Raw genomic sequence first — 22,466 nt, 5'->3', positions numbered from 1 at the left:
AGGGCCCCGGATCTATCCACGAACAGACCCTGTCCCGCCTTCCCGAGACCTTCTTGCGGCCCCGCTCGATGCGGTCCTCGCCACGCTTGGGCCGGTACCAAGAGCCCTCCCCATGGCGGGGACGGCTTTGATTATGACCCGGGTTTCGGYGCGTCTGATTGATTTGGCTGAGAAAGTTGTAGAGCGTTGAGTTCGTGGAACTCTTTTCGACGAACGTCGGGGATCCACGCTGCTCTATCCCCGTCCGCCTTCCTGATCCTTCTCCCTGGAGGGAGAAGACAGCCTGCGAAGCAGGTCGGATGAGGGGTTAGGGACCGAAGACGGCGTGCCGGCACGACGTCAGGCGCCGTCACCCCTCACCCTCCCATCGCAAGGCGATGGGCCCCTCCCTCTCCCCTCCGGGAGAGGGTTTGGAGGGCGATCCCATGCGTCCGGGAAGCTGAAAACGTCCCCCCTCCGGCCCTCTGGGCCACTTCCCCCAGAGGGGGAGGATCTCTCCTTATGGGAGAGGCGTTTCCGAATGGCGCTTTTTACGCGTCCCCTAACGTTCTGCTAACGCAACGCGTGCATAGCTGCGCTTCGGACGCAAAACGCGCCCTTGGCCAGAAGGCCGCACCGGGAACAACGGGTCGATGCCGCACAACAGCATCAACACGAACGTCGGGGCGATGATCGCCCTGCAGTCGCTGAACACGATCAATCGTGATCTGGCGACGACGCTGCGCCGTATCGCGACCGGCCTGAAGATCTCATCCCCCAAGGATAACCCCGCCGTCTGGGCCACCGCCAAGATGCAGTCAGCCGAGGCCAAGTCGCTGGACGCCGTGCGCGCCTCGCTGCAGCGCGGCCAGTCGACGGTGGACGTGGCCCTGGCGGCCGGCGACACGGTCACCGACCTGCTCGACCAGATGAAGCAGAAGATGCTGGCCGCGTCGGATCCCAGCCTGACCACCGCCAGCCGCAAGCTCTTGAACGACGACTATGTCTCGCTGCGCAAGCAGATCGACCGCGCGGTCGAGAACGCCAGCTTCAACGGCGTGAACCTGATCTCGGCCGGAACCAACGGCAACATCCGCGCCCTGGCCAACGCCAAGGCCGACCAGACCATCGATGTCGACCACGTGGACCTGTCGACGGGCGGCGCGGCCCTGGCCGGCATGCGCGCCGACCTGCTGACGGCCCCCTCCTCGACCGACATCAAGGCCATGGACACGGCCATGCAGAACGTCACCTCGGCCCTGTCGCGGCTGGGCACCCAGGCCAACGGCCTCGACACCCACCTGACCTTCATCGACAAGCTGCAGGACACCCTGGAGGCCTCGGTCGGCCGCCTGATCGACGCCGACATGGCCCAGGAGGCGACCCGGCTGCAGGCCCTGCAGATCAAGCAGCAGCTGGCCATCAGGTCGCTGTCGATCGCCAACGCCGCGCCGAGCTATATACTCAAGCTGTTCGGGGGCTGAGCCTTCCGACCTGGCGGGAGGACGGCATGGACCTGGACGAGCGGGAGCAGATCCATTTCGGCGCGATCAACGCGACTGCGCGGTTCGCCGAGGTCTGCGCCGGTTACCATCTGGCCAATCCCTATCCGGAACAGGGCGCGCCCCTCGACCACGTCATCAACACCCTGATGACAGAGCTTTGGGATCAGGGGTTCAGCCAGACGGAGATCCGCGCGGCCTTCGAGGCGGCCCTGGCCGACATGAACCGCTACGCCGCGGGCGAGGAACGGCGATGACAACGACCGGGGCGCGGTCATTATCCCACGCTCCCCCTTTTCGATCCGCAGCGTGAGTCGCCATGGCCCAGCATCTCGCCCTCCTGTCCCTGCTCGTTCGTGACTATGACGAGGCCCTGGCCTTCTATGTCGGCAAGATGGGCTTTGACCTGGTCGAGGACAGCGAGCTGGGCGCGGGCAAGCGCTGGGTGGTGGTCTCGCCGGGTCCGGGCGGCTCGCGCTTCCTGCTGGCAAAGGCGGCCGACGAGCGCCAGGCCGCGATGATCGGCGGCCAGGGCGGCGGCCGGGTCTGGCTGTTCCTGCACACCGACGACTTCGATGGCGACCATGCCCGCCTCAGCGCGGCCGGCGTGAATTTCCTCGAGGAGCCGCGCCACGAGGCCTATGGCAGCGTGGCGGTGTTCGAGGACCTCTACGGCAACCGCTGGGACCTGCTGCAGCCGCGCGGCGGCAAGGCCTGAGCCCATGCGCGCCCTGCTGGCTCTCGCCGCGATCGTCTTCTCACTGGCGACCGGCGCAGCCTGCGCCGCGGAAGCGCCGATCCGCGTGCTCTATCTCGACCAGTCGGTCGGCTGGCGCCATCGACCGGTGACCCGGCCCGCCGAGGGCCTCGCGCCGTCGGAGGCGGCGATGATCGCCATCGGCAAGGCCAGCGGCGCCTTCGAGACGCAGGTGACGCAGGACGCCCGCGAGATCACGCCCGAGCGCCTGAAGGACGTGGACGTACTGGTGTTCTACACCACCGGCGCCCTGCCGGTTTCGCCGGAAGCCTGGGCGGCCGTGCAGCAGCGGTTCGCGGCCGGCAAGCTGGGGTTCGTGGGCCTGCACAGCGCCGCCGACACGGCCTGGGACTATGAGGGGCCGGGCCTCGACTACACGCGCTTCGTGGGCGGCCAGTTCGCCGGCCATCCCTGGACCGAGGACCAGAAGGTTCGGGTCAAGGCCATCGACAACCATCCCCTGGCCGCGCCCTGGGGCCGCAGCGTCGACCTGGTGGAAGAGATCTATCAATACAAGCGCTTCGATCCGGCCGCCGTGCGGGTGATCCAGAGCCTGGACTATTCGGGCACGCCGCTGAAGCGGCCCTACGCAGTGCCGGTGAGCTGGGTGCGGAGCGTCGGCAACGGCCGCCTGTTCTTCACCAACCTGGGCCACAACGAAGCCACCTGGGCCGATCCGCGCTTCGCCGAGCAGATCGTGCGGGCGGTGCGGTGGACGGCCTGGAAAGCCCGCGGCGATGCGACGCCCAACCCGCGCGAGCAGGCGATCGACCAGCTGCGGGCGCTGCTGGTCTATGCCGGAGAGGCGGATGTCGAGCCCAGGCTGGCGCGGGTGAAGGACGAGGCGTGGCTGCTGGGCGTCGCGCCCCGGATCGCGGCGCTGCGCGAGGTCTATCCGGGCAAGCCGGAAGCGGATCGGACGAGGTTCGAGGCGGCGTATGGGCCGCTGCTGGCGGAGGTCAGGGCGAAGACGTCGTCCTGATCCCTCTCCCCCTGCGGGAGAGGGTGGCCTCCCGAAGGGAGGTTGGGTGAGGGGTCGATGGCCCTATCAACCGCGAGCGGCAGATAGGCTGGGCGCACCAAATTTCTGAGAGACCCCTCATCCGTCGGCCTTCGGCCGCCACCTTCTCCCGCAAGGGGAGAAGGGTCTAGAACTCGGCCAGCGCCCGCGCATGCGCGGCCACGTCGGCCGGCCATTGCGCCAGGCCGGCCTCGAACCCTTCCCGATCGCCCGCATAGAGCGCCCGCATGGCGGCCTCGAAGCCCGGGGCGTCGCCGGCGGCGGCGCTGGCGAAGCGGTAGGCGGCGTCGCGGGCGCGGCGCTGGCGGTCGGGGGCCTCGGCTTCGCGACGGGCGGCCTCGACCAGCTTGCGCAGGACCACCGACGCGCCGCCGGGCTGGCTGGCCAGCCAGTCCCAGTGGCGGGGCAGCAGGGTGACCTCGCGGGCGACGACGCCCAGCTTGGGGCGGCCACGGCCGCGCGGGGCCTCGGGTTCGGGCCCGGCCGGCGCCAGGCGTGCGGCCAGGTCTTCGGGCGAACCGCGCAGGTCGAAATCCACCTGCCGGCCGTCGGGATCGAAGATCAGGATCGGGGCGCCGGGACGTTCAATCACCACCGCCTGGGCGACCAGGGCGACGGCGAGCTTGTCGCCGGCGGCGAGGCGGGCGCCGGATTCGAACAGGGCATAGGTCATCGGACGAGGTCTACCGCGTTCAGGGTTTCGCACCAGCGCCTGCGGCGATCGGCGAGACGCAGCGCCCTGCCCTTCGGCTCCAGGCCCTCGTCGTCGATCGTCTCCAGCACCTCGAAGGCGAAGCTCGCCTCGCCATGGGCGTTCCAGGCGCCCTGCAGGCGGGCGTTGGGGTGCGAGCCCAGCCTGAGGCTGAACCAGACGCCGTTCCTGCGCGTCGCGACGTTCTCGGTCCCGCCGACGAAGGCCTGGCCGGTGCGCTCGCAGCGCACGGCGTAGACGCCGGGCGTGGGCTTTTCTTCCTTGTAGGCGCGCAGCAGCGCCTTGCGCGGGTTCATGGCCGCCTCCTTGCTGGCGGCTTTTTACCCGGGCTATTTATAGAGTCAATATTACCCGGGTGTTTTTCCGCGCATCAGCAGGCCGTACAGCGCTCCGGCCAGGAGAGCGCCGACGAACCAGGCATACTGGTAGATCGTGGTCCAGGGCTGGCCGATCCCGGCGAAGGCGTGCGGGGCGGCCGCGTGCAGGAAGCCCGGCAGGTTGGGCGCGACCCCGACGGCGAAGGCGATCAGCGCCGCCGGGTTCCAGCCGCTCTCGTAGGTGTAGGCGCCGGCGCGGTCGTAGAGGGCGGGCACGTCCAGGACCGTGCGGCGCAGGATCCAGTAGTCGACGATCAGGATGCCGGCGATCGGCCCCAGCAGCGCGCCGTAGCCCGTCAGCCACACGAAGATGTAGCCGGCGGTGCTCTCCAGCAGCTTCCAGGGCATGATCAGCACCCCGATCCCGGCGGTGATCCAGCCGCCGATGCGATAGGTGATCCGCTTGGGCCAGAGGGCGGCGAAGTCGTAGGCCGGCCCCACCAGGTTGGCGGCGATGTTGCAGGAGACGGTGTCGAGGCTGATGATCACCAGACCCACCAGCACGGCGATCCCGCCGATGTCGCCCGACAGGGCCACCGGGTCCCAGATCGCCTTGCCGAAGATCAGCACCGTGGCCGAGGTGACGACGACGCTCATCGCCGCCAGCAGGGCCATGGGCCCGGGCAGGCCCAGGGCCTGGCCCAGGATCTGGTCCTTCTGGCTGCGGGCGAAGCGGGTGAAGTCGGGAATGTTCAGCGCCAGGGTCGCCCAGTAGCCGGTCATGGCCGTCACCGCCGGGCCGAAGTCGGCCCAGAAGCGGCCGGCCTTGGGGCCGCCGGGATCGTAGGCCGAAGGCTCGTGCAGGATGGGTCCCAGGCCGCCGGCCTTGGACAGCGCCCACCAGACCAGGGCGACGCAGACCACCACCTTGATCGGCGCGGTCCAGGTCTCGAGCTTGCGGACGGTCTCCAGCCCCTTGGTGACGAAGGCCAGCTGGATCAGCCAGAACGCCAGGAAGGCCAGAAGCTGGCCGACGCCGATGCCCAGCAGCGGGACCGGCGGGCCGTCGAGCCTGGCGCCGACCATGACGCCCAGCAGGGTCAGCAGCGCGCCGCCGCCGATCCAGGTCTGGATGCCGTACCAGCCGCAGGCGACGATGGCCCGGGCGAGCGCGGGCAGGCGCGCGCCGCGCCAGCCGAACGAGGCGCGCGCCAGCACCGCGTAGGGCACGCCGTGGCGCGCGCCCGCATGGCCGATCAGCAGCATCGGCGCGAGGACGATCAGGTTGCCCAGCAGCACGGCCCAGACCGCCTGCCCCGCCGACATCCCCTGCTCCACCAGCCCCGCGGCCAGCATGTAGGCGGGCACGGCGATGACCATGCCCAGCCACAGGGCCGCGAAGTGGCGGGCGCGCCAGGTGCGCTGGGCCGCCGTCGTCGGCGCCAGGTCCTCGTTCCAGAGGTTTCCGCTTTCGTCGCTCATGCGCTCCCCCGAGCCCGCACTCAAGACACGAGCATGCGCGGCGAGGGACAGGCCGTCACCTTGGAAAACGCCGGTCGCGGAAGGTTTCTAGAACGCTGCGTAGGCACAGGTCGCAAGGCCCGCGCCGAACAGCAGCACCAGGGCCACGATGCCCACGCGATCCCACTGGATGCAGGGGCCGGCGTGGCGCAGCTCGGAGCCTTCGGGCTTGTTGACGTCGCACTTCCTGAAGAACACGGGACGCGCGGAAACACGCATGGCGTGGGCCATGGCTGAACCTCCCTGACGATCGAGCGCCTCTGACGGGCGCGTGGCGGAAGGTTAACATGGCTCGCCGCAAAGGCGAGAAATTCGCTCAGTAGGCGAAACGCAGGCTCATCCCCACGCGGCGGGGCTGGGGCGAGAACGACTGCGGCAGGCGGCCGGCGGTGATGAACAGCGGCGCGTCGGAGTCGAGCAGGTTCTCGACGAACACCCCCACCGAGCGCCGGCCGACCTCGATCGCCGCCCGGCCGTCGATCAGGGTGACGCCGCCCAGGTCGCGGCCCGCGCCGGGACTGACCGACTCGAAGGTCGAGCGGGACTCGCCGACATAGGCGGCCGAACCGCCCAGGATCAGCGTCGCGCCGCCGGCCAGCTCGCGACGGGTCTCGCCCCAAAGGGTGAAGGCGGTGCGGGGCACGGCCGGCAGGTGGTCGCCCTTGCGGCCCAGGCCCGCCATGGCGCCGGTGGTCTGGTCCTGGGTCAGGACGGCCTCGGTGGCGGCGAAGTTGAACCCGATCTTCGAGCCGCCCCGGCTCCAGGTCATGTCGAACTCGGCGCCGTCGATGCGCGCCCGGCCCAGATTGGTGACGAAGGCGAAGGCGCCGTTCTCGCTGGTGGCCGAGTACTGCATGTCGCGCCAGTCGATGCTGTAGAGCGCCAGGTTCGCCGACAGCCGCCCGGCCAGCCAGCGCGACTTGAGGCCCAGCTCGCGGTTCCACAGCGTGTCGGAGCCATAGGCCTGCAGCGCGGCCGGCAGGCCCGGCGCGGTGTTGATGCCGCCCGGCCGGAACCCCTGCGAGACCTGCATGTAGCCCATCACGCGCGGGGTGAAGCGGCGCGAGACCAGGCCCTTGACGCTCCAGCCGTCCTCCTCGACCCGGTTGCGGAAGTTGCCGCCGGAGGTGTCGGAGATGACGTTGACCACCAGCACCTCGCCGACGGTCTTCTTGTCGTAGGAGAAGCGGCGCGCGCCGATGGTGACGTCGGAGCGGTCGTCGACCGCCAGGGTCGCCTCGCCGTAGACCGCCACCTGGTCGAGGCGGGTGTCGACGATGCGCCGGCCGGTGAAGCCCGCCGCGTCGATCGGCCTGCCCGTCGTGGGATCGGCGACGCGGACCTGGCTGTCGATCGTGTCGCTGCGGGTCTCGGAGAACACGCCGACGGTCCATTGCAGCGCGCCGTCATGGTCGGAGGCCAGGCGCGCCTCGCGCACGTCGGCCGTCAGGTCGATGGGCTGGTACAGCAGGCCCGGCGTGCGGCTGTCGACATAGGAGGCGTAGGCGCCCATCTGGCCCGCGCTGCACGCCAGCCCCGTTCCCAGGGCCAGCCAGCGGGCGCAGCCGGCGGCGCTGCCGCGCTCGGACTGCAGGGTGCCGGTGTAGTCAATCTGGCGGGTGTTGTTCCATTGGTAGTGGGCCAGCGAGGCCGAGAAGCGCGCGCCGGCGAGCTTGGACTCCATCGACAGCGCGCCGAACCAGACCTCGCTGTCGAAGGGCGTGCGGACGAAGTTGCGCGACACGTGCGAGGGCTCGCCGGGCGCGCCGGCGCCGGTGTCGTTCAGCCGCGAATCCTGGCCGGCCAGCAGCAGGTCGAAGCGCATCGCCTCGGTCGGTCGCCAGACGGCGGCGAGGCGTCCGCCGACCGTGCGCCCGGCGTTGACGCCCTGCAGGCCCAGGCGCGCGTTGTCGGCGAAGGCCGCCTCGTCGCGGCGATAGGCGGTCAGGCGCACGGCCGCGCGATCGTCGGCGAAGGCCTTGTTGGCCACGGCGGTCACCGCCCCGCCGGCCTCGCCGCCGACCACCCCGCCCTCGACCTCCAGGCCCAGCTGGTCGCGCGAGGGATCGGCGCGATTGAAGCCCACCTTCACCGCCCCGCCCATGGCGCTGGAGCCGTAGAGCGTGCCCTGCGGGCCGCGCAGCACCTCCAGCCGATCGATGTCGACCAGCAGCAGGTCGGGGAACGAGCCGCCGGGGTCGGCCGTCGTGCCGCTGGGGCCCGAGACCGGAATGTCGTTGTAGTAAAGGGCCGTGGTCGCCTCGCCCGAACCGTAGACGCCGCGCAGCGTCATGCGCATCCGGCCGACGCCCGTGCTGGTCAGGGTCAGGCCCGGCAGGCGCTGGGCCACGCGCTCGAAGGTCACCGCTCCATTGGCGGTCAGGGCCTCGCCGCTGATCACGCGGATCGACAGCGGGGTGTTCTGCTCGGCCGTGGCCCGGCGCAGGGCCGTGACCATCACCGCGTCGATCTCGGCGGCGACCACCGGGGCAGGCGGCGCGGCCCTGGGCGACGCACGCTCGGGGACGCCGCGCTCGATCAGCAGCCGCCCCCCGTGACGCCTGGCCACCAAACCCGAACCGGCCAGCAGGCGATCCAAGGCCTCATCGGCCTCCAGCTGGCCGCGCACGCGCGGGGCGCGAAGGCCGGTGACCAGGGCCGGATTGAACAGGATCTCGATGTCGGTCTGGGCGGAAAAGGCGTTCAGGGCCCTGGCCATCGGCGTGCCGGCGGCGATGTCGACCCGGCGCGGCGCGGCGGCCGCGACCACGGGGGTCGCGAACGCGGCGAGGGCCAGCCAACCTGCGAGCGCGCAGCGGCGATGACGTGTGTGCAATACCCCCGGGGCTCCAGTACGCGGCAGCGCCCCTTCCTTCACTGCTGCGTTCGCCAAGGCCAGTCCCCTCGTCGCCGTTGACCGGCGATCCGGTCCCCTCGCCCGGCCCAGGGGGACCATGCGGAAGACTCTGCCTGATAATCTGGCAGGCGGGGCGCCCCGACGGCAAGTGCGAGAGTGTGGGTTGACCGCGCCGTCACGCTGCTGACGAATGAACGCAACAAAAAAGACTCGTTGTGTCGGGGACGACGAATGGCGCTGGCGAATCTTGCCGCTGGAGCGCGTGGAGGCGAGGGCTTGGCCCATGCTTCCCTGCCCTACCAGCAGGCCCTGAAGGCTTTTTTCCGCCGAAGAGTGGAAGGCGGCGAGGTCGACGACCTCGTGCAGGAAGTGCTTCTTCGACTGCATAACCGCCGTGACGGCGGCGAGGTGGCCAATCTCGGCAGCTTCATTTTCCAGACCGCCACCAACGTCCTGCTGGACCGCCGTCGCCGCGACACGGTGCGCAAACGCCAGGCCCACTGCGAACTGGAGGAGGTTCACCACCCCCTCGACGAGCTTTCGCCGGACCGTATTCTCCAGGCCAAGGAGCAGGCCGCCGTCGCCGCGGCCGCCCTCGGTGACCTTCCCTTAAGGACACGCGCTGCATTCATGCTCGTCCGATTTGAAGGCATGAGTTACAAGGCGGCGGCCGCTCAACTGGGACTCTCCGTCAGCGCGGTCGAAAAACATGTCGCCAAGGCTCTCAAGCACCTGACGAGCCGCCTGCAGGAACACGATGCGCCACACCGTCCCAAACCTGGCTTCTTCCGGTGAACCGGACGCCGCGGAATGGGTCGCGCGCCTGCAGCATCGGCCGAACGACCTGGGACTGCGGCGTGACTTCGATTCCTGGCTGAAGGCCGATCCGGCCAACAAGGACGCCTACGCCTCGGCGTCGGACGCCTGGGCTCGCCTGGGCTCGCTGTCGAACGAACCCGAGATCCTCGCCGCCCGCGCCCGCCTGAAGGCCGACCTGGCCGCCGACCAGAAGCGCCGCGCCCGCCCGCAGATGCGCTGGGCCGCGGCGCTCGCCGCCCTGGTCACGGCCGGCGGCTTCGGCACGGCCCTGTGGCTGGCCACCGCGCCGTCGGACCATGCGCCGGCCGTCGCCCCCGCCCAGACGGCCCAGGTCGTCTATCGCACCGGCGTGGGCGAGCAGAAGGTCATCACCCTGGCCGACGGCTCGATCGCCACCCTGTCGACCGACTCGGTGCTGCGCGTCACCGAGATGGGCGCGCGCCGCGCCCTGACCCTGGATCGCGGCGAGGCCTTCTTCCAGGTCGCCAAGAACCCCCACCGGCCCTTCGTGGTCACCGCCGACGGCCGCACGGTCACGGCGCTGGGCACGGCCTTCAACGTCCGCATCGATCCGGGCAAGTGGTCGGTCAGCCTGCTGGAAGGCAAGATCCGCGTCGCCGATCCGGCCGCCCACAACAGCGTCGACCTGCTGCCGGGCTCGCGCCTGGAGCAGCAGGCGGGCTCGACCTGGGCCGTGGCCGCCGCCGACGTGGCCGCCCTGACCAGCTGGCGCGACGGCAGCGTCACCTTCGACAACCAGCCGCTGGCCGACATCGTCGGCGAACTGAACCGCTATTCGGTGCGCAAGATCCGCATCGACTCGCCGCGCGTGGCCGCCACGCCGATGAGCGGCCGCTTCAAGACCGGCGATGTCGCGGGCTTCGTCGACGCGCTCAGCGCCTATGGCGCGGCCAAGGTGAAGACGGGCCAGGCCGGCGAGATCGTCCTGGTCGCGCCGTAAGGGCGCGGCTTCAAGAGGCTGACAGCCGGATCGAGGTCACCTTCCCGTTCTTGATCTCGAAGCTGAACGCCCACGGGCTGTAGGACCAGAGTTCAGCCCCGTTGTCCGCCACCGGCGAGCGCGAGAACGGCTCTCCCAGAGAGGCGACAACCGCGGTGTCCGGGTCGCCCAGGCGAACGGCGGAGAACGCCCAGTCACCCGCCGACGGCGCCTTTTCGCCCGACAGCTGGAGAAGCTTTACCTGGTCTTTCGTGTCGTAAGCCACTGCCGCGTAGGCGAGCAGGTCGCTTGCCTCGGGGGCGCCGCTCCATGTCAGCGGATAGATAAATACGGCGTCCCCGCGGTCCTCGATCGTGGTCAGCGGGCGACCGAGGACTGCTTCGGCCTCTTTCCGCGCTAGTCCCAGAACGACGGGGCCCGTGCGCATGCAGGGGCCGTCCGCGCCGAGGGCGTCCACATCGTCCATGGTCACGCCGTCCCTGAGCGTGAACACACAGGCCAGGCCGGCGCCGCTTCGTTTGAATTTGCCAACGATCGCGGTCGCCCCGGTGGAAGCCAGGGCCTCGCTGGACGCCACAGGCGCTGCGACCGTCGATGCGACCATCGCGGCCGCCAATCCGCCTATCCAGTGACCCGACATGTCCCCTCCCGACCTGTGGCGACGCTACGCCGGCCAATGCCCGGAAGCCACCCCTTGCGTGCACTGACGGCGCCTGCCCACTGAGGTTGCATCGGGAGCGGGTCGAGGCCCCCGGTTCCCGGGCGGGAGTGACGGGAAGTTGGGCGGGCGCGCGCCCACTTTCTCCCCTCCCCGGTTGAGGAACCGCCTCCGGCCTGCGTCATGACTACTGACAGCGGCGCCGTTCGCGCCGTTCGCAGGGAGGCTTTTCGTGACTTCGATCCTCAAGACCGCCGCCGCCGGGCTGGTTGGCGTTTCCATGCTGATGGCCAGCAGCGCCATCGCCGCGCCGCTGAACGCCGCGCAGAAGACCCAGCTGAAGGCGAACGTCGACGCCTACACCCCGCAGATGAACGAAGCGGCCCTGAAGATCTGGGACTTCGCCGAGCTGGGCTATCTTGAGACCAAGAGCTCGAACGTGCTGCAGGAGCAGCTGAAGACCGCCGGCTTCACGGTGAACGCGGGCGTGGCCGACGAGCCGACCGCCTTCGTCGCCAGCTTCAAGCAGGGCAAGGGCCCGGTGATCGCCATCCTGGCCGAGTTCGACGCCCTGCCGGGCCTGTCGCAGGCCGCCGCCCCGACCAAGACCCCGCGTCCCGAGACCGACAACGGCCACGGCTGCGGCCACAACCTGTTCGGCGCGGCCTCGGTGGCCGGCGCGGTCGCCCTCAAGGAGTGGATGATCCAGAACAAGGTGCAGGGCGAGATCCGCGTCTACGGCACCCCGGCCGAAGAAGGCGGTTCGGGCAAGGTCTACATGGTGCGCGAAGGCCTGTTCAACGACGTCGACGTGACGCTGCACTGGCACCCGGGCAACGAGAACTCGGCCCGCCAGGGCACCTCGATGGCCAACATCAGCGGCAAGTTCCGCTTCCGCGGGAAGTCGTCGCACGCCTCGGGCGCGCCGTGGGCCGGCCGCTCGGCGCTGGACGGCGTGGAGGTGCTGGACACCGCCGCCAACTTCATGCGCGAACACATCCCCGACGGCACCCGCATCCACTACGTGATCACCAACGGCGGCAAGGCGCCGAACGTCGTGCCGGACTTCGCCGAGGTCTACTACTACGTCCGCAACTCCGACCCGAAGATCGTGGTCAGCGTCATGGACCGCATCAAGAAGGCCGCCGACGGCGCGGCCATGGCCACCGAGACGACGGTCGAGTTCGAACAGACCGGCGGCGTCTACAACCTGCTGCCCAACGACGTGCTGGGCAAGGTGATGCACGACAGCCTGACCAGCGTCGGCGGCATCACCTGGACGCCGGAAGAGACCGAGTTCGCCAAGACTTTGGCCAAGAGCCTGAACGGCGGTGGCGGCGACCTGGCCTCGGTGGGCAAGATCCAGTCCTACGCCCCGGCCGACACCAAGGGCGGCGTCGGCGGCTCGACCGACGTGTCGGACATCTCGTGGGTGACGCCGACCGTGGGCCTGTCGACGGCGACCTTCGTCCCGGGCTCGGCCGGCCACAGCTGGCAGAACGTGGCGGCGGCGGGTTCGTCGATCGGCCTCAAGGGCGCAGCCGTGGCGGCCAAGACCCTGTCGATCACCGGCGCCGAGCTGTTCATGAACCCCAAGCTGATCGCCGACGCCAAGACCGAGCTGAACGCCCGCCGCGGCGACGGCTTCCAGTACAAGGCCATGGTCGGCGATCGCAAGCCGCCGCTCGACTACCGCAAGGCCGGCGGCGCGGAATAAGCTAGCCGGACGGGAGCGGTTGCGCCGCTCCCGTATACTCACAGCTCGTCATCCCGGCCGTAGCGAAGCGAAGAGCCGGGACCCAGGGGCAGGCGCACGGCACAGGCCAACGCCGGGGTAGTGAACCCAAGCGCCGCGCCCAGTCCCCTGGGTCCCGGATAAGCGCTGCGCGCTTTCCGGGATGACGACTGTTTTTGGGGCTGGTTGGAGCGGTCTTTCCCCGCCCCGCTCACAGCAGCTTCGGCGCCAGGAAGATCGCCAGGGCCGCGACCAGCCAGGCGGCCAGCCCGCCGAGAATGGCCAGGCGATAGTCGACGCGGTCGACCAGCAGCCACGACACGCCCAGGAAGACGAGATAGGCCGGAATGGTCTTGGCGCCGGCCAGGCACGCGGTGCGAAAGCCGCCCGCCTCGCCCTTGGAGCCGACGGCCAGCAGGGCGATGATCGCGAAGGTCGGGGCCAGCGGCAGGATGCCGGGCAGCACGTTTCCCTTCTTCGAGGCCAGCACGATCAGGGCGGTGACGAGGCCGCCCAGCAGGCCCTTCCAGAGAATCTCGACAAGCAGCGGCGGCATCAGGCCTGGACGCCCCGCGCCTTCAGCTTGGCCTTCAGTTCGCGCACCGGCCGGGCCAGCAGGAAGCCGAACGACACCGCGCCCTCCTTGGTGTGCACGGCGTGATGGATGCGGTGGGCCTGGATCAGGCGCTTCCAGTAGGCCGACTTGCCCAGAGGAACCTTGAAGCGCTGATGCACCATGCCGTCGTGGAAGATGAAGTAGACCGCCCCGTAGGCGGTGATCCCCAGGCCCACCGGCAGCAGCCACGGCAGGCCGTTGGTCCCGAAATAGATGGCGACGATGGCCGGGGCGGCGAACACCACCGCGAACAGGTCGTTCAGCTCGAAGGCGCCGTGGCGCGGCTCGTGGTGCGAGCGGTGCCAGACCCACCCGAAGCCGTGCATGACGTACTTGTGGGTGAACCAGGCGAAGCCTTCCATGAAGGCGAAGGCCGCCAGGAACAGGGCGACCTTGAGACCGAAGGTGACCATCGCTTCTCTAACTCCAGAGCCTTCGACCTGACTGCGTCGGGTCTTGGGCTCCCGTCTTTGTCCTAGCGCAAAGTCCTAGCGCAAACGCCGCGCCCTATCGCTGCGGATCGCGCGACAGGACCTGGGCCACGATGAGGCCCGCCGCGCCGATGGCGGCCAGCACCAGCCAGGCCTTATACACCGCCGCGATCCCCGCGTCGCGCCACAGCACGGCCTGATAGGCGTCGATCACCCAGGCGTGGGGCGTGAACCAGCCGAGATTCTGCAGCCAGGCGGGCATCAGGAAGCGCGGCGCCATGCTGCCGCCCACGGCCGCCAGCACCAGGATCACGAAGGTCGACAGCATCTGGGCCTGGTCGCGCGTGCGGCACAGGCTGACCAGGCCCAGCGCCAGGCCCGCCGAACAGACGCCGGCCGCTAGGGTGGTGGGCAGCCACAGCCCGAAATGCTGCAGCGCCTCGACGCCGTAGACGCCCTGCGCGACCACGAAGATCATCACCGCCTGGACGATGGCCTGGGCGGTCAGGAACAGGAACTTGCCGGTGACCACCGGCCCCATGCCGGCCACGCCCGCCAGCAGGCGGTCGGCGACGCCGGCGCGGCGCTCCTCCATCAGCGACAGAGCCCCCTGCATGGCCGAGAACAAAGCAAACAGGATCATCACCGCGCCGGCATAATAGGCGATCACCGCCCCGCCCTTGCGGGCGCCGGCGATCTCCTGGCGGTCGAACAGGTCGTCCTTCACGGCCTGGGGCTTTTCGCGCAGCTGCTCGGCGGCGGCGTCGATGCGGGCCGACTGCACGGGGGTCAGCTCGCCTAGGGCCGGCGCGACGGAGTCGATCGAACGGCGCAGGGCCGCATCGGGCGCGGCGGCGGCCAGGGCCTGCTGGGTGCGGGCCTGGGCCAGCGGCGCGGCCACGGCCCGCGACGGGTCGGCGACGATCAGGAACGGCTTGCCAGGCGCGGCGGGATCGGCGCGGATCACGAGGCCCGCGTCGACCTGGCCGGACTTGACCCGCGCGCGCACCGTCGCGGCGTCGGGCGCGGTCTCGGCGCGCAGGTCGGCGCTCTTCAGCAGGGCCGCGGCGACCCGGCGCGAGGCGTCGGTGCGGGCCAGGTCCGCGACCGCCAGCTTGGGCTGCAGGTTGTCGCCCGAGGTTCCGGCGAACACCGACGAGAAGATCAGGAACACCAGCGGCGGCAGCAGGAAGGTCATGACCAGGGCCGCGCGGTCGCGCCACAGCTCCAGCGCCATGACCCGCATCATCGCCAGCGACATGGCCAGACGCGCCCTCATGCGGCCTTCCGCTCGGCCACGAGGCTGAACAGGTTGGCCAGCGACGGCTGGCGCACGCGGATCTCGCGGGGGGCCAGGCCCAGCTGCCGCAGGCGCGTATCCAGCTTGCCCGCCGCGCCGTAGCCGCCGCTGTCGAGCCGCGTCCAGACGCCCGGACGGCGGGTGGGCTCCAGGCCCTCGGCGGCCAGGTGGATCTCGCCGGCCATGTCGAGGCCTTGCGCGAGATGCACGAGGATCTCCATCTGGTCGCCGAAGGCTTCGGCCACCAGAGCGCGGGGCTCGCCCTCCAGCACCATGGCGCCGTCGCGCAGGAAGCCGACGCGATCGGCCAGGGCCCCGGCCTGGTCGAGGTCGTGGGTGACGATCAGCACCGCCACGCCCAGGTCGCGCAGGTCGCGGATCACCGTGTCGACGGCCTCGCGGGCGTCGATGTCGACGCCGACCGTGGGCTCGTCGAGGATCAGCAGGGTCGGCTGGTGGACGATGGCCGCGGCGATGTTGGCCCGGCGCTGAAAGCCGCCCGACAGGGTGCGCACCGGCGCACTCGCGCGATCGAGCGTACGGGTCAGCTCCATGGCCCTGCGCACGGCGGCGGGGATCTGCGCGCGCGGCACGCCGGCCAGCGTGGCGAAGGTCTCGATGTTCTCGCGCACCGACAGGTTGGCGTAGAGGGCGATCTCCTGCGGGACGAGGCCAAGGCCGGCGCGGGCGGCAGGCACGCGGGCCGGATCGGCGCCGTTCAGCAGCACGCTGCCGACGTCGGGCCGCAGACGGCCGCAGATGGCCCGCACCAAGGTGGTCTTGCCCGCCCCGTTGTGTCCCAGGAGGGCGTAGATCTCGCCGGGCCGCAGCGACAGGTCGACGCCCTTGAGGACGCGCCGCTCGCCATAGGACCGCACAACGCCTTCAGCCTTCAGAATAGGCTCTGGATTCACGCCGCCGCCTTGCGCGCGGCGAAYAGCCGTCCGGCRTAGGCGCCCAGCAGCCCGCCGCCGCCGGCCGCGGCCAGGGCCGCCTCCGCCGCGGCGAGATGCGCCTCCACGGCCGCGCGGGCGCCCGACAGGCCCAGGCGCGAGACGGCCGTGGTCATCGACGCGTCCTGGCCGACGTCCTTGCCGGCCGCCTCGACCGAGCCCTCGGCGTCGATGATGTCGTCGCGGATCTGGAAGGCCAGGCCCACCCGGCGGGCGAACTCGCCCACCTGCTCGACGGCGGCCGCGTCAGCGCCACCGATCAGGGCGCCGACCTGGGCGGCGGCGATGATCAGGACGCCGGTCTTCTCGTGGTTCAGCCGGTCGATGGCGGCCATGTCGCGCAGCTGATCGCGGTCGAGCAGGTCGCGGGCCTGGCCGGCCACCAGACCCATGAAGCCCACGGCGTCGGCGGCGCGAGCGCAGACCTCGGCGCGCAGGTCGCCCGAAAGCCCCTTGTCGGCGGCGATGACGGCATAGGCCTGGTTCAGCAGGCCCACGCCCGCGAGAATGGCGGTGGCCTCGTCGAAAGCGCGATGGATGGTCGGCAGGCCGCGACGCAGGCCCGCATCGTCCATGGCCGGCAGGTCGTCGAGGATCAGCGAGGCGGCGTGGATCATCTCGAAGGCGCAGGCCGCGTCGAGCGCCGCGCCCTCGTCGGCGCCGAACGCCTCGGCGGCCAGCAGGGTCAGCATCGGACGGAAGCGCTTGCCCGGGGCCAGCAGCGAATAGCGGACGGCTTCGACGAGGCGGTCGGGCGCGGTTCCCGGCGCCGGGGCCAGCTCGGCCAGGCGGCGATCGACGCGCGCCCTCAAGGCCTCGATCYGCGGCAGCAATCCCTGATGCAAGGCGACCTGGTCGTCCATCTCGCGAGTCGATGCCTCCCCCGCCCCTCCGCGGGCGAGTCATTTGAAGGCGCCCCGTCGCGGCGTCAACCCGAGCGGGCGCCCGGCGGCTCTTGACCCCGGCCGCTGGCGGCGCGTCCATGGCGGCATGTCCAAGCCCCTGCCCTCTCCCGCCGACCACGCCCGCGAGATCCTGGCCCGCCTGGGCGTGACCGGCCTGTCCGCCGACGGCGGAACCGCCGTGCGCACGCCGATCGACGGTTCGGTGCTGGCCCACGTCGCCTTCGACGACGCCAAGGCCATCGAGGCCAAGGTCGCGGGGGCCGCCCGCGCCTTCCGCGCCTGGCGCTGCGTTCCGGCGCCGCGTCGGGGCGAACTGGTCCGCCTGCTGGGCGAGGAACTGCGGGCGGCCAAGGCCGACCTGGCCGCCCTGGTGACGCTGGAGGCGGGCAAGATCGCCTCCGAAGGCGCCGGCGAGGTGCAGGAGATGATCGACATCTGCGACTTCGCCGTCGGCCTGTCGCGCCAGTTGCACGGCCTGACCATCGCCTCCGAACGCCCCGGCCACGCCATGCGCGAGACCTGGCATCCGCTGGGACCGGTCGCGGTGATCAGCGCCTTCAACTTCCCGGTGGCGGTGTGGGCGTGGAACGCGTGCCTGGCGCTGGCCTGCGGCGATCCGGTGATCTGGAAACCGTCGGAGAAGACGCCGCTGACGGCCCTGGCGACCCAGGCCCTGCTGGACCGCGCCATCGCCCGCTTCGGCGACGAAGCCCCCGCCGGCCTGTCCTCGGTGGTGCTGGGCGGCCGCGACGCCGGCGAGCGGCTGGCTCGCGATCCGCGCATCCCGCTGGTCAGCGCCACCGGCTCGACCCGCATGGGCAAGGCCCTGGCCCCTGTTGTCGCCGAACGCTTCGGCCGCTCGATCCTGGAGCTGGGCGGCAACAACGCCATGATCGTCACGCCCAGCGCCGACCTGTCGCTGGCCCTGCGCGCCATCGTGTTCTCGGCCGCCGGCACCGCCGGCCAGCGCTGCACGTCCCTGCGCCGGCTGATCGTACACGAGAGCCTGGTCGACAAGGTCGGCGACGCCGTCGAGGCGGCCTTCGCGCGCCTGCCGGCCGGCGACCCGCGCCAGGACGGCGTGCTGCTGGGCCCGCTGGTCGACAAGGCCTCGTACGAGGCCTTCGTCCACGCCCTCGACCAGGCCCGGAGCGACGGCGCGCGGGTCGTCGGCGGCGAGCGGCTGCGCGAGGCCGAGGCCCCCGAGGCGTTCTACGTCCGCCCGGCCCTGGCCCGCCTGCCCGCGCCGACCGCCGGCATGGCCCGCGAGACCTTCGCGCCCCTGCTCTACGTCGTGCCCTATGCCGAGTTCGAGGACGCGGTGGCGATGCAGAACGACGTCCCCCAGGGCCTGTCGTCCTGCGTGATGACCAACGACGTGCGCGAGGCCGAGGCGTTCATGGGCCCCTGGGGCAGCGACTGCGGCATCGCCAACGTCAACATCGGCCCGTCCGGCGCCGAGATCGGCGGGGCGTTCGGCGGCGAGAAGGAAACGGGCGGCGGCCGCGAGAGCGGTTCGGACGCCTGGAAGCAGTACATGCGCCGGCAGACCGCGACCGTGAACTATTCCGGCGCCCTGCCCCTGGCCCAGGGCGTGCGGTTCGACCTTTGAGGCAAGCCTGGCCTTGAAAACTTTTTGCGAGAGTGAAGAAAATCACATCCTGTAGTTGTAATCGGCCATAGCGTGCGCCCGCTCACTCCCGAGCCGGAGGCAAACGTCATGTCGGCCTATCCCATCGCGATCTACGGCAACGGCCTGTTCCAGGACGGCTATCCCACGCCGCCCGTGCCCTACGCCACGCAGGCCCAGCAGCTGAACCAGGGGATCACCACCGTCATCCTGTGGTCGATCCACATCCACGACGGCGGCGACCTCTACCTGAACAACACGCTGTTCGTCAGCAAGGGCCAGATCCAGTACGCCACCGACGGCTCCAGCGGCGTCAATCCGGACTATCCGGCCCTGGTCAAGCAGCTGATGAGCGGCGGCAGCGTGCGCGACCTGCTGGTCTCGGTCGGCGCCTGGGGCACCACCAGCGACTTCACCGCCTGGCTGGGCGCGCGCGAGCAGGTGAAGGCCAACCTGGCCGTCCTGCAGTCGACCTTCGGGATCACCGGCGTCGATTTCGACTACGAGGGCGTCTATGGCGACGAAACCCAGAAGATGATCGTCACCCTGACGCTCGATGTCGGCTCCCTGGGCCTCTACGCCACCTACTGCCCCTACATGCAGTCGAGCTTCTGGACCGGCTGCCTGGCCGACGTCTACGCCCAGAACAACAGCCAGCAGATCGTCAAGTGGATGAACCTGCAGTGCTACGCCGGCGGCGCCAACAACAACCCCCTCCAGTGGGCCCAGGCCGTGCAGCAGACGGCCAACACGGGCGTGAGCGACCCCTACGCCTTCATCGTGCCCGGCTATGCGGTCGAAGGCGCCGAGGGCGAAGGGCCCTCGTCCATCCAGCAGGCGTTCTCGCAGCTGGCCGGCTCGGGGATCACCGGCGGCTTCCTGTGGAACAGCGGCGGCATCTTCTCGACCGAGCCCTCCGGCGGGCCGACGCCGGCCGACTACGCCGCGGCGATCAACGCCGGCCTGGGCGCGTCGACCTCGGCGCGCGAGGCGGTCGACGCCTGACGTCCATCCTGGCCCCCGTCCCGCAATCGGCGGCGGGGGCCTTTATGGGTCGCATCCATGGACGCATCACCCTACGGTAACCGCCACTTCAATGGTCGTGAGGTGAGCGTGCAGACTGTCGAGATCGTCCTGGCCCTTCTGGCCGCCGTCGTACTGAGCGGCGCGGCCGCCCGGTTCCTCCCCCTGGCCGTGCCCGCCCCCCTGGTGCAGATCGGCTTGGGCGCGCTGATCGCGATGGTCACCAAGACGCCAGTCTCGCTCGACCCGCACCTGTTTTTCCTGCTGTTCCTGCCGCCGCTGCTGTTCCTCGACGGCTGGCGCATTCCCAAGGACGAGTTCTTCAAGGACTTGCCGATCATCCTGGAACTGGCGCTGGGGCTGGTGGTGCTGACGGTGGTCGGCGTCGGCCTGCTGATCCACTGGATGATCCCGGCCATGCCGCTGGCCGTGGCCTTCGCCCTGGCCGCGGTGATCTCGCCAACCGACCCGATCGCCGTCTCGGCCATCGCCCAGCGCGTGCCGATCCCCAAGCGGCTGATGCACATCCTCGAGGGCGAGTCGCTGCTGAACGACGCCTCGGGCCTGGTTTGCCTGCGCTTCGCCATCGCCGCGGCCCTGACCGGCAGCTTCGTCCTGCACGAGGCCGTGCTGAACTTCGCCTGGGTCGCCCTGGCCGGCGTCGCCATCGGCGTGGTCACCACCCTGGTCGTCACCACCCTCAACGCCTGGCTGACCCGCGCCGGGGCCGAGGACGCCGGTCCCCAGACCCTGGTCAGCCTGCTGATCCCGTTCGCCGCCTACCTGCTGGCCGAAAAGGTGCACGCTTCGGGCATCCTGGCGGCCGTCGCCGCCGGCGTGGCCATGAGCTTCTCGGAAGTCGCCCGCCAGACCGTGGCCGCCACGCGCGTCCGCCGCAACATGGTCTGGGACACCCTGCAGTTCACCGCCAACGGCGTGATCTTCGTGCTGCTGGGCGAGCAGTTGCCGTCGATCCTGGCCGGAGCGGTCGAGACCGTCCGCACGACCGGCCACCACGAGCCCTGGTGGCTGGCGATCTACGTCGTGGCCATCACCCTGAGCCTGGGCGTGCTGCGCTTCGCCTGGGTGTGGGGCTCGCTGAAGCTGACCCTGCTGCGCGCCCGCCGACGGGGCGAGGACCGCGCCAGCCCGGACTGGAAGATCATCACCGCCACGGCCTGCGCCGGCGCGCGCGGCGCCATCACCCTGGCCGGCGTGCTGACCCTGCCGCTGGTCACCGCGGCGGGCGAGGCCTTTCCGGCCCGCGATCTCGCCATCTTCCTGGCGGCGGGCGTGATCGTGCTGTCGCTGCTGATCTCCAGCATCGCCCTGCCGCTGCTGATGAAGAACCTGCAGCTGCCGCCCGAGACGGCGGGGCTGGAGGCGGCCGAACAGGCGCGGGCCACCCTGGCCATCGCCGCCGTCAACGCCATCGAGCGCCTTCAGGCGTCCTCGCCGCACGCCGCCGACGCCGACTTCCAGACCGCCTCGGCCCGGATCGTCGACGTCTATCGCGACCGCCTGGACGGCCTGACCCAGACCGGCGAGGTGGCCATCGCCGCCCGTCGCGGCCGCGCCTTCGAAAAGGAAGTCAGGCTGGCGGCCGTGCAGGCCGAGCGCCAGGCCCTGCACGGACTGCTGCGCCAGCGCGCCGTGGACGGCGCGATCCAGGCCAGGCTGACCCGCGAGCTCGACCTGGCCGAAGCGCGCCTGCGGGTCTGACCGGCGGCTAGAGGGTCAGGGCGACGTCGATGATCGCGCCGGCGCCCGGCGTGAACGGCCCCCAGTCCTTCTGGATCGGGGCGCCGGCCTTGTCGGCGGCGACGAGGCGCAGGGTGTAGGTCACTCCCGGGCTCAGCACATGGCCGGCCACCGGCGGGAACCGCACGTCGTTGGAGACGAAGTCGGCCGCCCAAGGCGGCGGCGGGGTCTTGCCGGTGATCATGCCCACCAGCACGGCCGGCCCTGCATCGCCCACCAGCAGCACCTGCACCGGACCGACGGCGTCCTTGCGCTGCAGGGTGACGCTGAACCAGGCCTCGGTGGCGGCCGGGCGCGGCGTCGCGCCCTCGGCCGGACCGATCCGCCGAAAGCCCAGGGCGCGAAGGATGTTGTTCACCCCGGCGCTGCCGCCCGCCAGAACGAGGCCGGTGATGAAGACGCCCAGCCCGCCGAGCGGCGAGACCTCGCCCTGCCCGCCGTAGAGGGCCTGGTACAGCGAGGCGACGACGTCGAACTTCAGGCCGTGGGCCACCAGCCAGCCGACGATCACGGCCACCGGCGTGCGCAGGCCACGGCTGCTGAAATGGTTCTGGAACACCCGCCAGCCGAACAGCACCGCCAGCGCCGACTCCAGCACCACGGCGATGGCCAGCACGCCGAACAGGATGCGGAAGATGGTCTCGTATTCGAGCTCCGAAAGATCGGCCGCCTCGGCGCGATCCTGGGCCTCGCCGGTCAGGCCGCCGGCGTCGGGCGCCGGCTGGGGGACGGGCGTCGCCGGCGGCGAGAAGGTCACCACGCCGTCCTGCAACGGCGGAGCCGGGGCCGCGATCTGCGCCTGCGCGGTCCCCAGCCCCAGCGCGGCGGCCAGGCAGAGCACGGCCATCCCGCGGCCGGCCCAATGGATCGTCTTCATGGTCCCCTCCCCCCGAAGCATCGAGGGGCAACACAACCACGAAGCGACAAGCAAGATCAATGTTATCGGAGGGGGAGAGACCAAGATCCTCCCCCCCTCTGGGGGAGGTGGCCCGGAGGGCCGGAGGGGGA

22 protein-coding genes are annotated in these 22,466 nt (G+C 70.7%); 10 read left to right on the top strand and 12 right to left on the bottom strand.

The genetic code is table 11. The features are described 5' to 3' along the window. The first annotated feature begins 632 nt into the window (after positions 1 to 632). The 4 genes from AC1DCG_RS21935 to AC1DCG_RS21920 all read left to right on the top strand — a co-directional run bounded on the left by AC1DCG_RS21935 (position 633) and on the right by AC1DCG_RS21920 (position 3,220). Positions 633 to 1,463 carry a flagellin gene (locus tag AC1DCG_RS21935; RefSeq protein ID WP_477031403.1) on the top strand — a complete coding sequence of 277 codons (831 nt, stop codon included), beginning with the start codon at positions 633 to 635 and terminating at the stop codon, positions 1,461 to 1,463. 26 nt (positions 1,464 to 1,489) lie between these two features. Then, entirely contained in the window at positions 1,490 to 1,738 is a 249-nt protein-coding gene (locus AC1DCG_RS21930; protein WP_477031402.1) for a hypothetical protein, read from the top strand. 62 nt (positions 1,739 to 1,800) lie between these two features. Continuing rightward, positions 1,801 to 2,199: a VOC family protein gene (locus AC1DCG_RS21925; protein ID WP_165262287.1), complete on the top strand. Its 399-nt coding sequence runs from the start codon at positions 1,801 to 1,803 to the stop codon at positions 2,197 to 2,199. Between the two features lie 4 nt (positions 2,200 to 2,203). Beyond that, on the top strand, positions 2,204 to 3,220 hold the full coding sequence (locus AC1DCG_RS21920) for a ThuA domain-containing protein (protein WP_477031401.1): 1,017 nt from the start codon (positions 2,204 to 2,206) through the stop codon (positions 3,218 to 3,220). 166 nt (positions 3,221 to 3,386) lie between these two features. Here AC1DCG_RS21920 and AC1DCG_RS21915 read toward each other — a convergent pair whose 3' ends face one another. From AC1DCG_RS21915 to AC1DCG_RS21895, 5 genes are all read right to left on the bottom strand, one after another. Then, complete coding sequence (locus AC1DCG_RS21915; protein ID WP_477031400.1) at positions 3,387 to 3,932, bottom strand: DUF2239 family protein; 546 nt, start codon at positions 3,930 to 3,932, stop codon at positions 3,387 to 3,389. Continuing rightward, positions 3,929 to 4,267, bottom strand: coding sequence for a GIY-YIG nuclease family protein (locus AC1DCG_RS21910; protein ID WP_477031399.1), 339 nt, complete (start codon positions 4,265 to 4,267; stop codon positions 3,929 to 3,931). The genes AC1DCG_RS21915 and AC1DCG_RS21910 overlap by 4 nt, the downstream gene beginning before the upstream one ends. Positions 4,268 to 4,318: 51 nt before the next feature. Next, positions 4,319 to 5,770 (bottom strand): NCS1 family nucleobase:cation symporter-1, encoded by a 1,452-nt coding sequence (locus tag AC1DCG_RS21905; protein ID WP_477031398.1) that lies wholly within the window; start codon positions 5,768 to 5,770, stop codon positions 4,319 to 4,321. Positions 5,771 to 5,857: 87 nt separating this feature from the next. Next, positions 5,858 to 6,040 carry a hypothetical protein gene (locus AC1DCG_RS21900; RefSeq protein ID WP_477031397.1) on the bottom strand — a complete coding sequence of 61 codons (183 nt, stop codon included), beginning with the start codon at positions 6,038 to 6,040 and terminating at the stop codon, positions 5,858 to 5,860. Between the two features lie 85 nt (positions 6,041 to 6,125). Continuing rightward, positions 6,126 to 8,579, bottom strand: coding sequence for a TonB-dependent receptor (locus tag AC1DCG_RS21895; RefSeq protein ID WP_477031396.1), 2,454 nt, complete (start codon positions 8,577 to 8,579; stop codon positions 6,126 to 6,128). A gap of 363 nt (positions 8,580 to 8,942) precedes the next feature. Here AC1DCG_RS21895 and AC1DCG_RS21890 point away from each other — a divergent pair, with 363 nt between their 5' ends. Together AC1DCG_RS21890 and AC1DCG_RS21885 are read left to right on the top strand one after the other, a co-directional pair. Beyond that, positions 8,943 to 9,461, top strand: coding sequence for an RNA polymerase sigma factor (locus AC1DCG_RS21890; RefSeq protein WP_477031395.1), 519 nt, complete (start codon positions 8,943 to 8,945; stop codon positions 9,459 to 9,461). Next, positions 9,424 to 10,446, top strand: coding sequence for a FecR family protein (locus tag AC1DCG_RS21885; RefSeq protein WP_477031394.1), 1,023 nt, complete (start codon positions 9,424 to 9,426; stop codon positions 10,444 to 10,446). The genes AC1DCG_RS21890 and AC1DCG_RS21885 overlap by 38 nt, the downstream gene beginning before the upstream one ends. Before the next feature lie 10 nt (positions 10,447 to 10,456). On the opposite strand, the gene AC1DCG_RS21880 is transcribed toward AC1DCG_RS21885, so the two are convergent. Then, the gene (locus AC1DCG_RS21880) at positions 10,457 to 11,086 is read right to left on the bottom strand and encodes a hypothetical protein (protein WP_477031393.1); all 630 of its coding nucleotides are present in this window, start codon (positions 11,084 to 11,086) and stop codon (positions 10,457 to 10,459) included. 250 nt (positions 11,087 to 11,336) lie between these two features. Between AC1DCG_RS21880 and AC1DCG_RS21875 the strand changes: the two genes are divergently transcribed. Next, positions 11,337 to 12,821, top strand: a complete 1,485-nt coding sequence (locus AC1DCG_RS21875; RefSeq protein ID WP_477031392.1) for an amidohydrolase — start codon at positions 11,337 to 11,339, stop codon at positions 12,819 to 12,821. 229 nt (positions 12,822 to 13,050) lie between these two features. Here AC1DCG_RS21875 and AC1DCG_RS21870 read toward each other — a convergent pair whose 3' ends face one another. The 5 genes from AC1DCG_RS21870 to AC1DCG_RS21850 all read right to left on the bottom strand — a co-directional run bounded on the left by AC1DCG_RS21870 (position 13,051) and on the right by AC1DCG_RS21850 (position 17,002). Then, a complete protein-coding gene (locus AC1DCG_RS21870; RefSeq protein WP_477031391.1) occupies positions 13,051 to 13,395 on the bottom strand; it encodes a GlpM family protein in 345 nt (114 codons plus the stop codon). Next, positions 13,395 to 13,868 (bottom strand): sterol desaturase family protein, encoded by a 474-nt coding sequence (locus AC1DCG_RS21865; protein ID WP_477031390.1) that lies wholly within the window; start codon positions 13,866 to 13,868, stop codon positions 13,395 to 13,397. Before AC1DCG_RS21865 ends, AC1DCG_RS21870 begins: the two co-directional genes overlap by 1 nt. Positions 13,869 to 13,962: 94 nt before the next feature. Further along, positions 13,963 to 15,165, bottom strand: a complete 1,203-nt coding sequence (locus AC1DCG_RS21860) for an ABC transporter permease (RefSeq protein ID WP_477031389.1) — start codon at positions 15,163 to 15,165, stop codon at positions 13,963 to 13,965. Then, positions 15,162 to 16,064, bottom strand: coding sequence for an ABC transporter ATP-binding protein (locus AC1DCG_RS21855; protein WP_477041669.1), 903 nt, complete (start codon positions 16,062 to 16,064; stop codon positions 15,162 to 15,164). The genes AC1DCG_RS21860 and AC1DCG_RS21855 overlap by 4 nt, the downstream gene beginning before the upstream one ends. A 32-nt stretch (positions 16,065 to 16,096) precedes the next feature. Further along, positions 16,097 to 17,002: a polyprenyl synthetase family protein gene (locus tag AC1DCG_RS21850; protein WP_477041668.1), complete on the bottom strand. Its 906-nt coding sequence runs from the start codon at positions 17,000 to 17,002 to the stop codon at positions 16,097 to 16,099. 127 nt (positions 17,003 to 17,129) lie between these two features. On the opposite strand from AC1DCG_RS21850, the gene amaB reads away from it, so the two are divergent. The 3 genes from amaB (at position 17,130) to AC1DCG_RS21835 (ending at position 21,419) form a co-directional block, all read left to right on the top strand. Next, complete coding sequence (amaB, locus tag AC1DCG_RS21845) at positions 17,130 to 18,656, top strand: L-piperidine-6-carboxylate dehydrogenase (RefSeq protein ID WP_477031387.1); 1,527 nt, start codon at positions 17,130 to 17,132, stop codon at positions 18,654 to 18,656. A gap of 108 nt (positions 18,657 to 18,764) precedes the next feature. After that, complete coding sequence (locus AC1DCG_RS21840) at positions 18,765 to 19,679, top strand: hypothetical protein (RefSeq protein ID WP_477031386.1); 915 nt, start codon at positions 18,765 to 18,767, stop codon at positions 19,677 to 19,679. 57 nt (positions 19,680 to 19,736) lie between these two features. Next, positions 19,737 to 21,419, top strand: coding sequence for a Na+/H+ antiporter (locus AC1DCG_RS21835; protein WP_477031385.1), 1,683 nt, complete (start codon positions 19,737 to 19,739; stop codon positions 21,417 to 21,419). Positions 21,420 to 21,426: 7 nt separating this feature from the next. Here the strand turns inward: AC1DCG_RS21835 and AC1DCG_RS21830 are convergent, their stop codons facing one another. After that, complete coding sequence (locus AC1DCG_RS21830) at positions 21,427 to 22,335, bottom strand: hypothetical protein (protein ID WP_477031384.1); 909 nt, start codon at positions 22,333 to 22,335, stop codon at positions 21,427 to 21,429. Positions 22,336 to 22,466 lie beyond the last annotated feature (131 nt).

The organism is Caulobacter sp. 10L414 (assembly GCF_056395525.1).
This window is presented reverse-complemented; position numbering and strand designations above follow the sequence as displayed.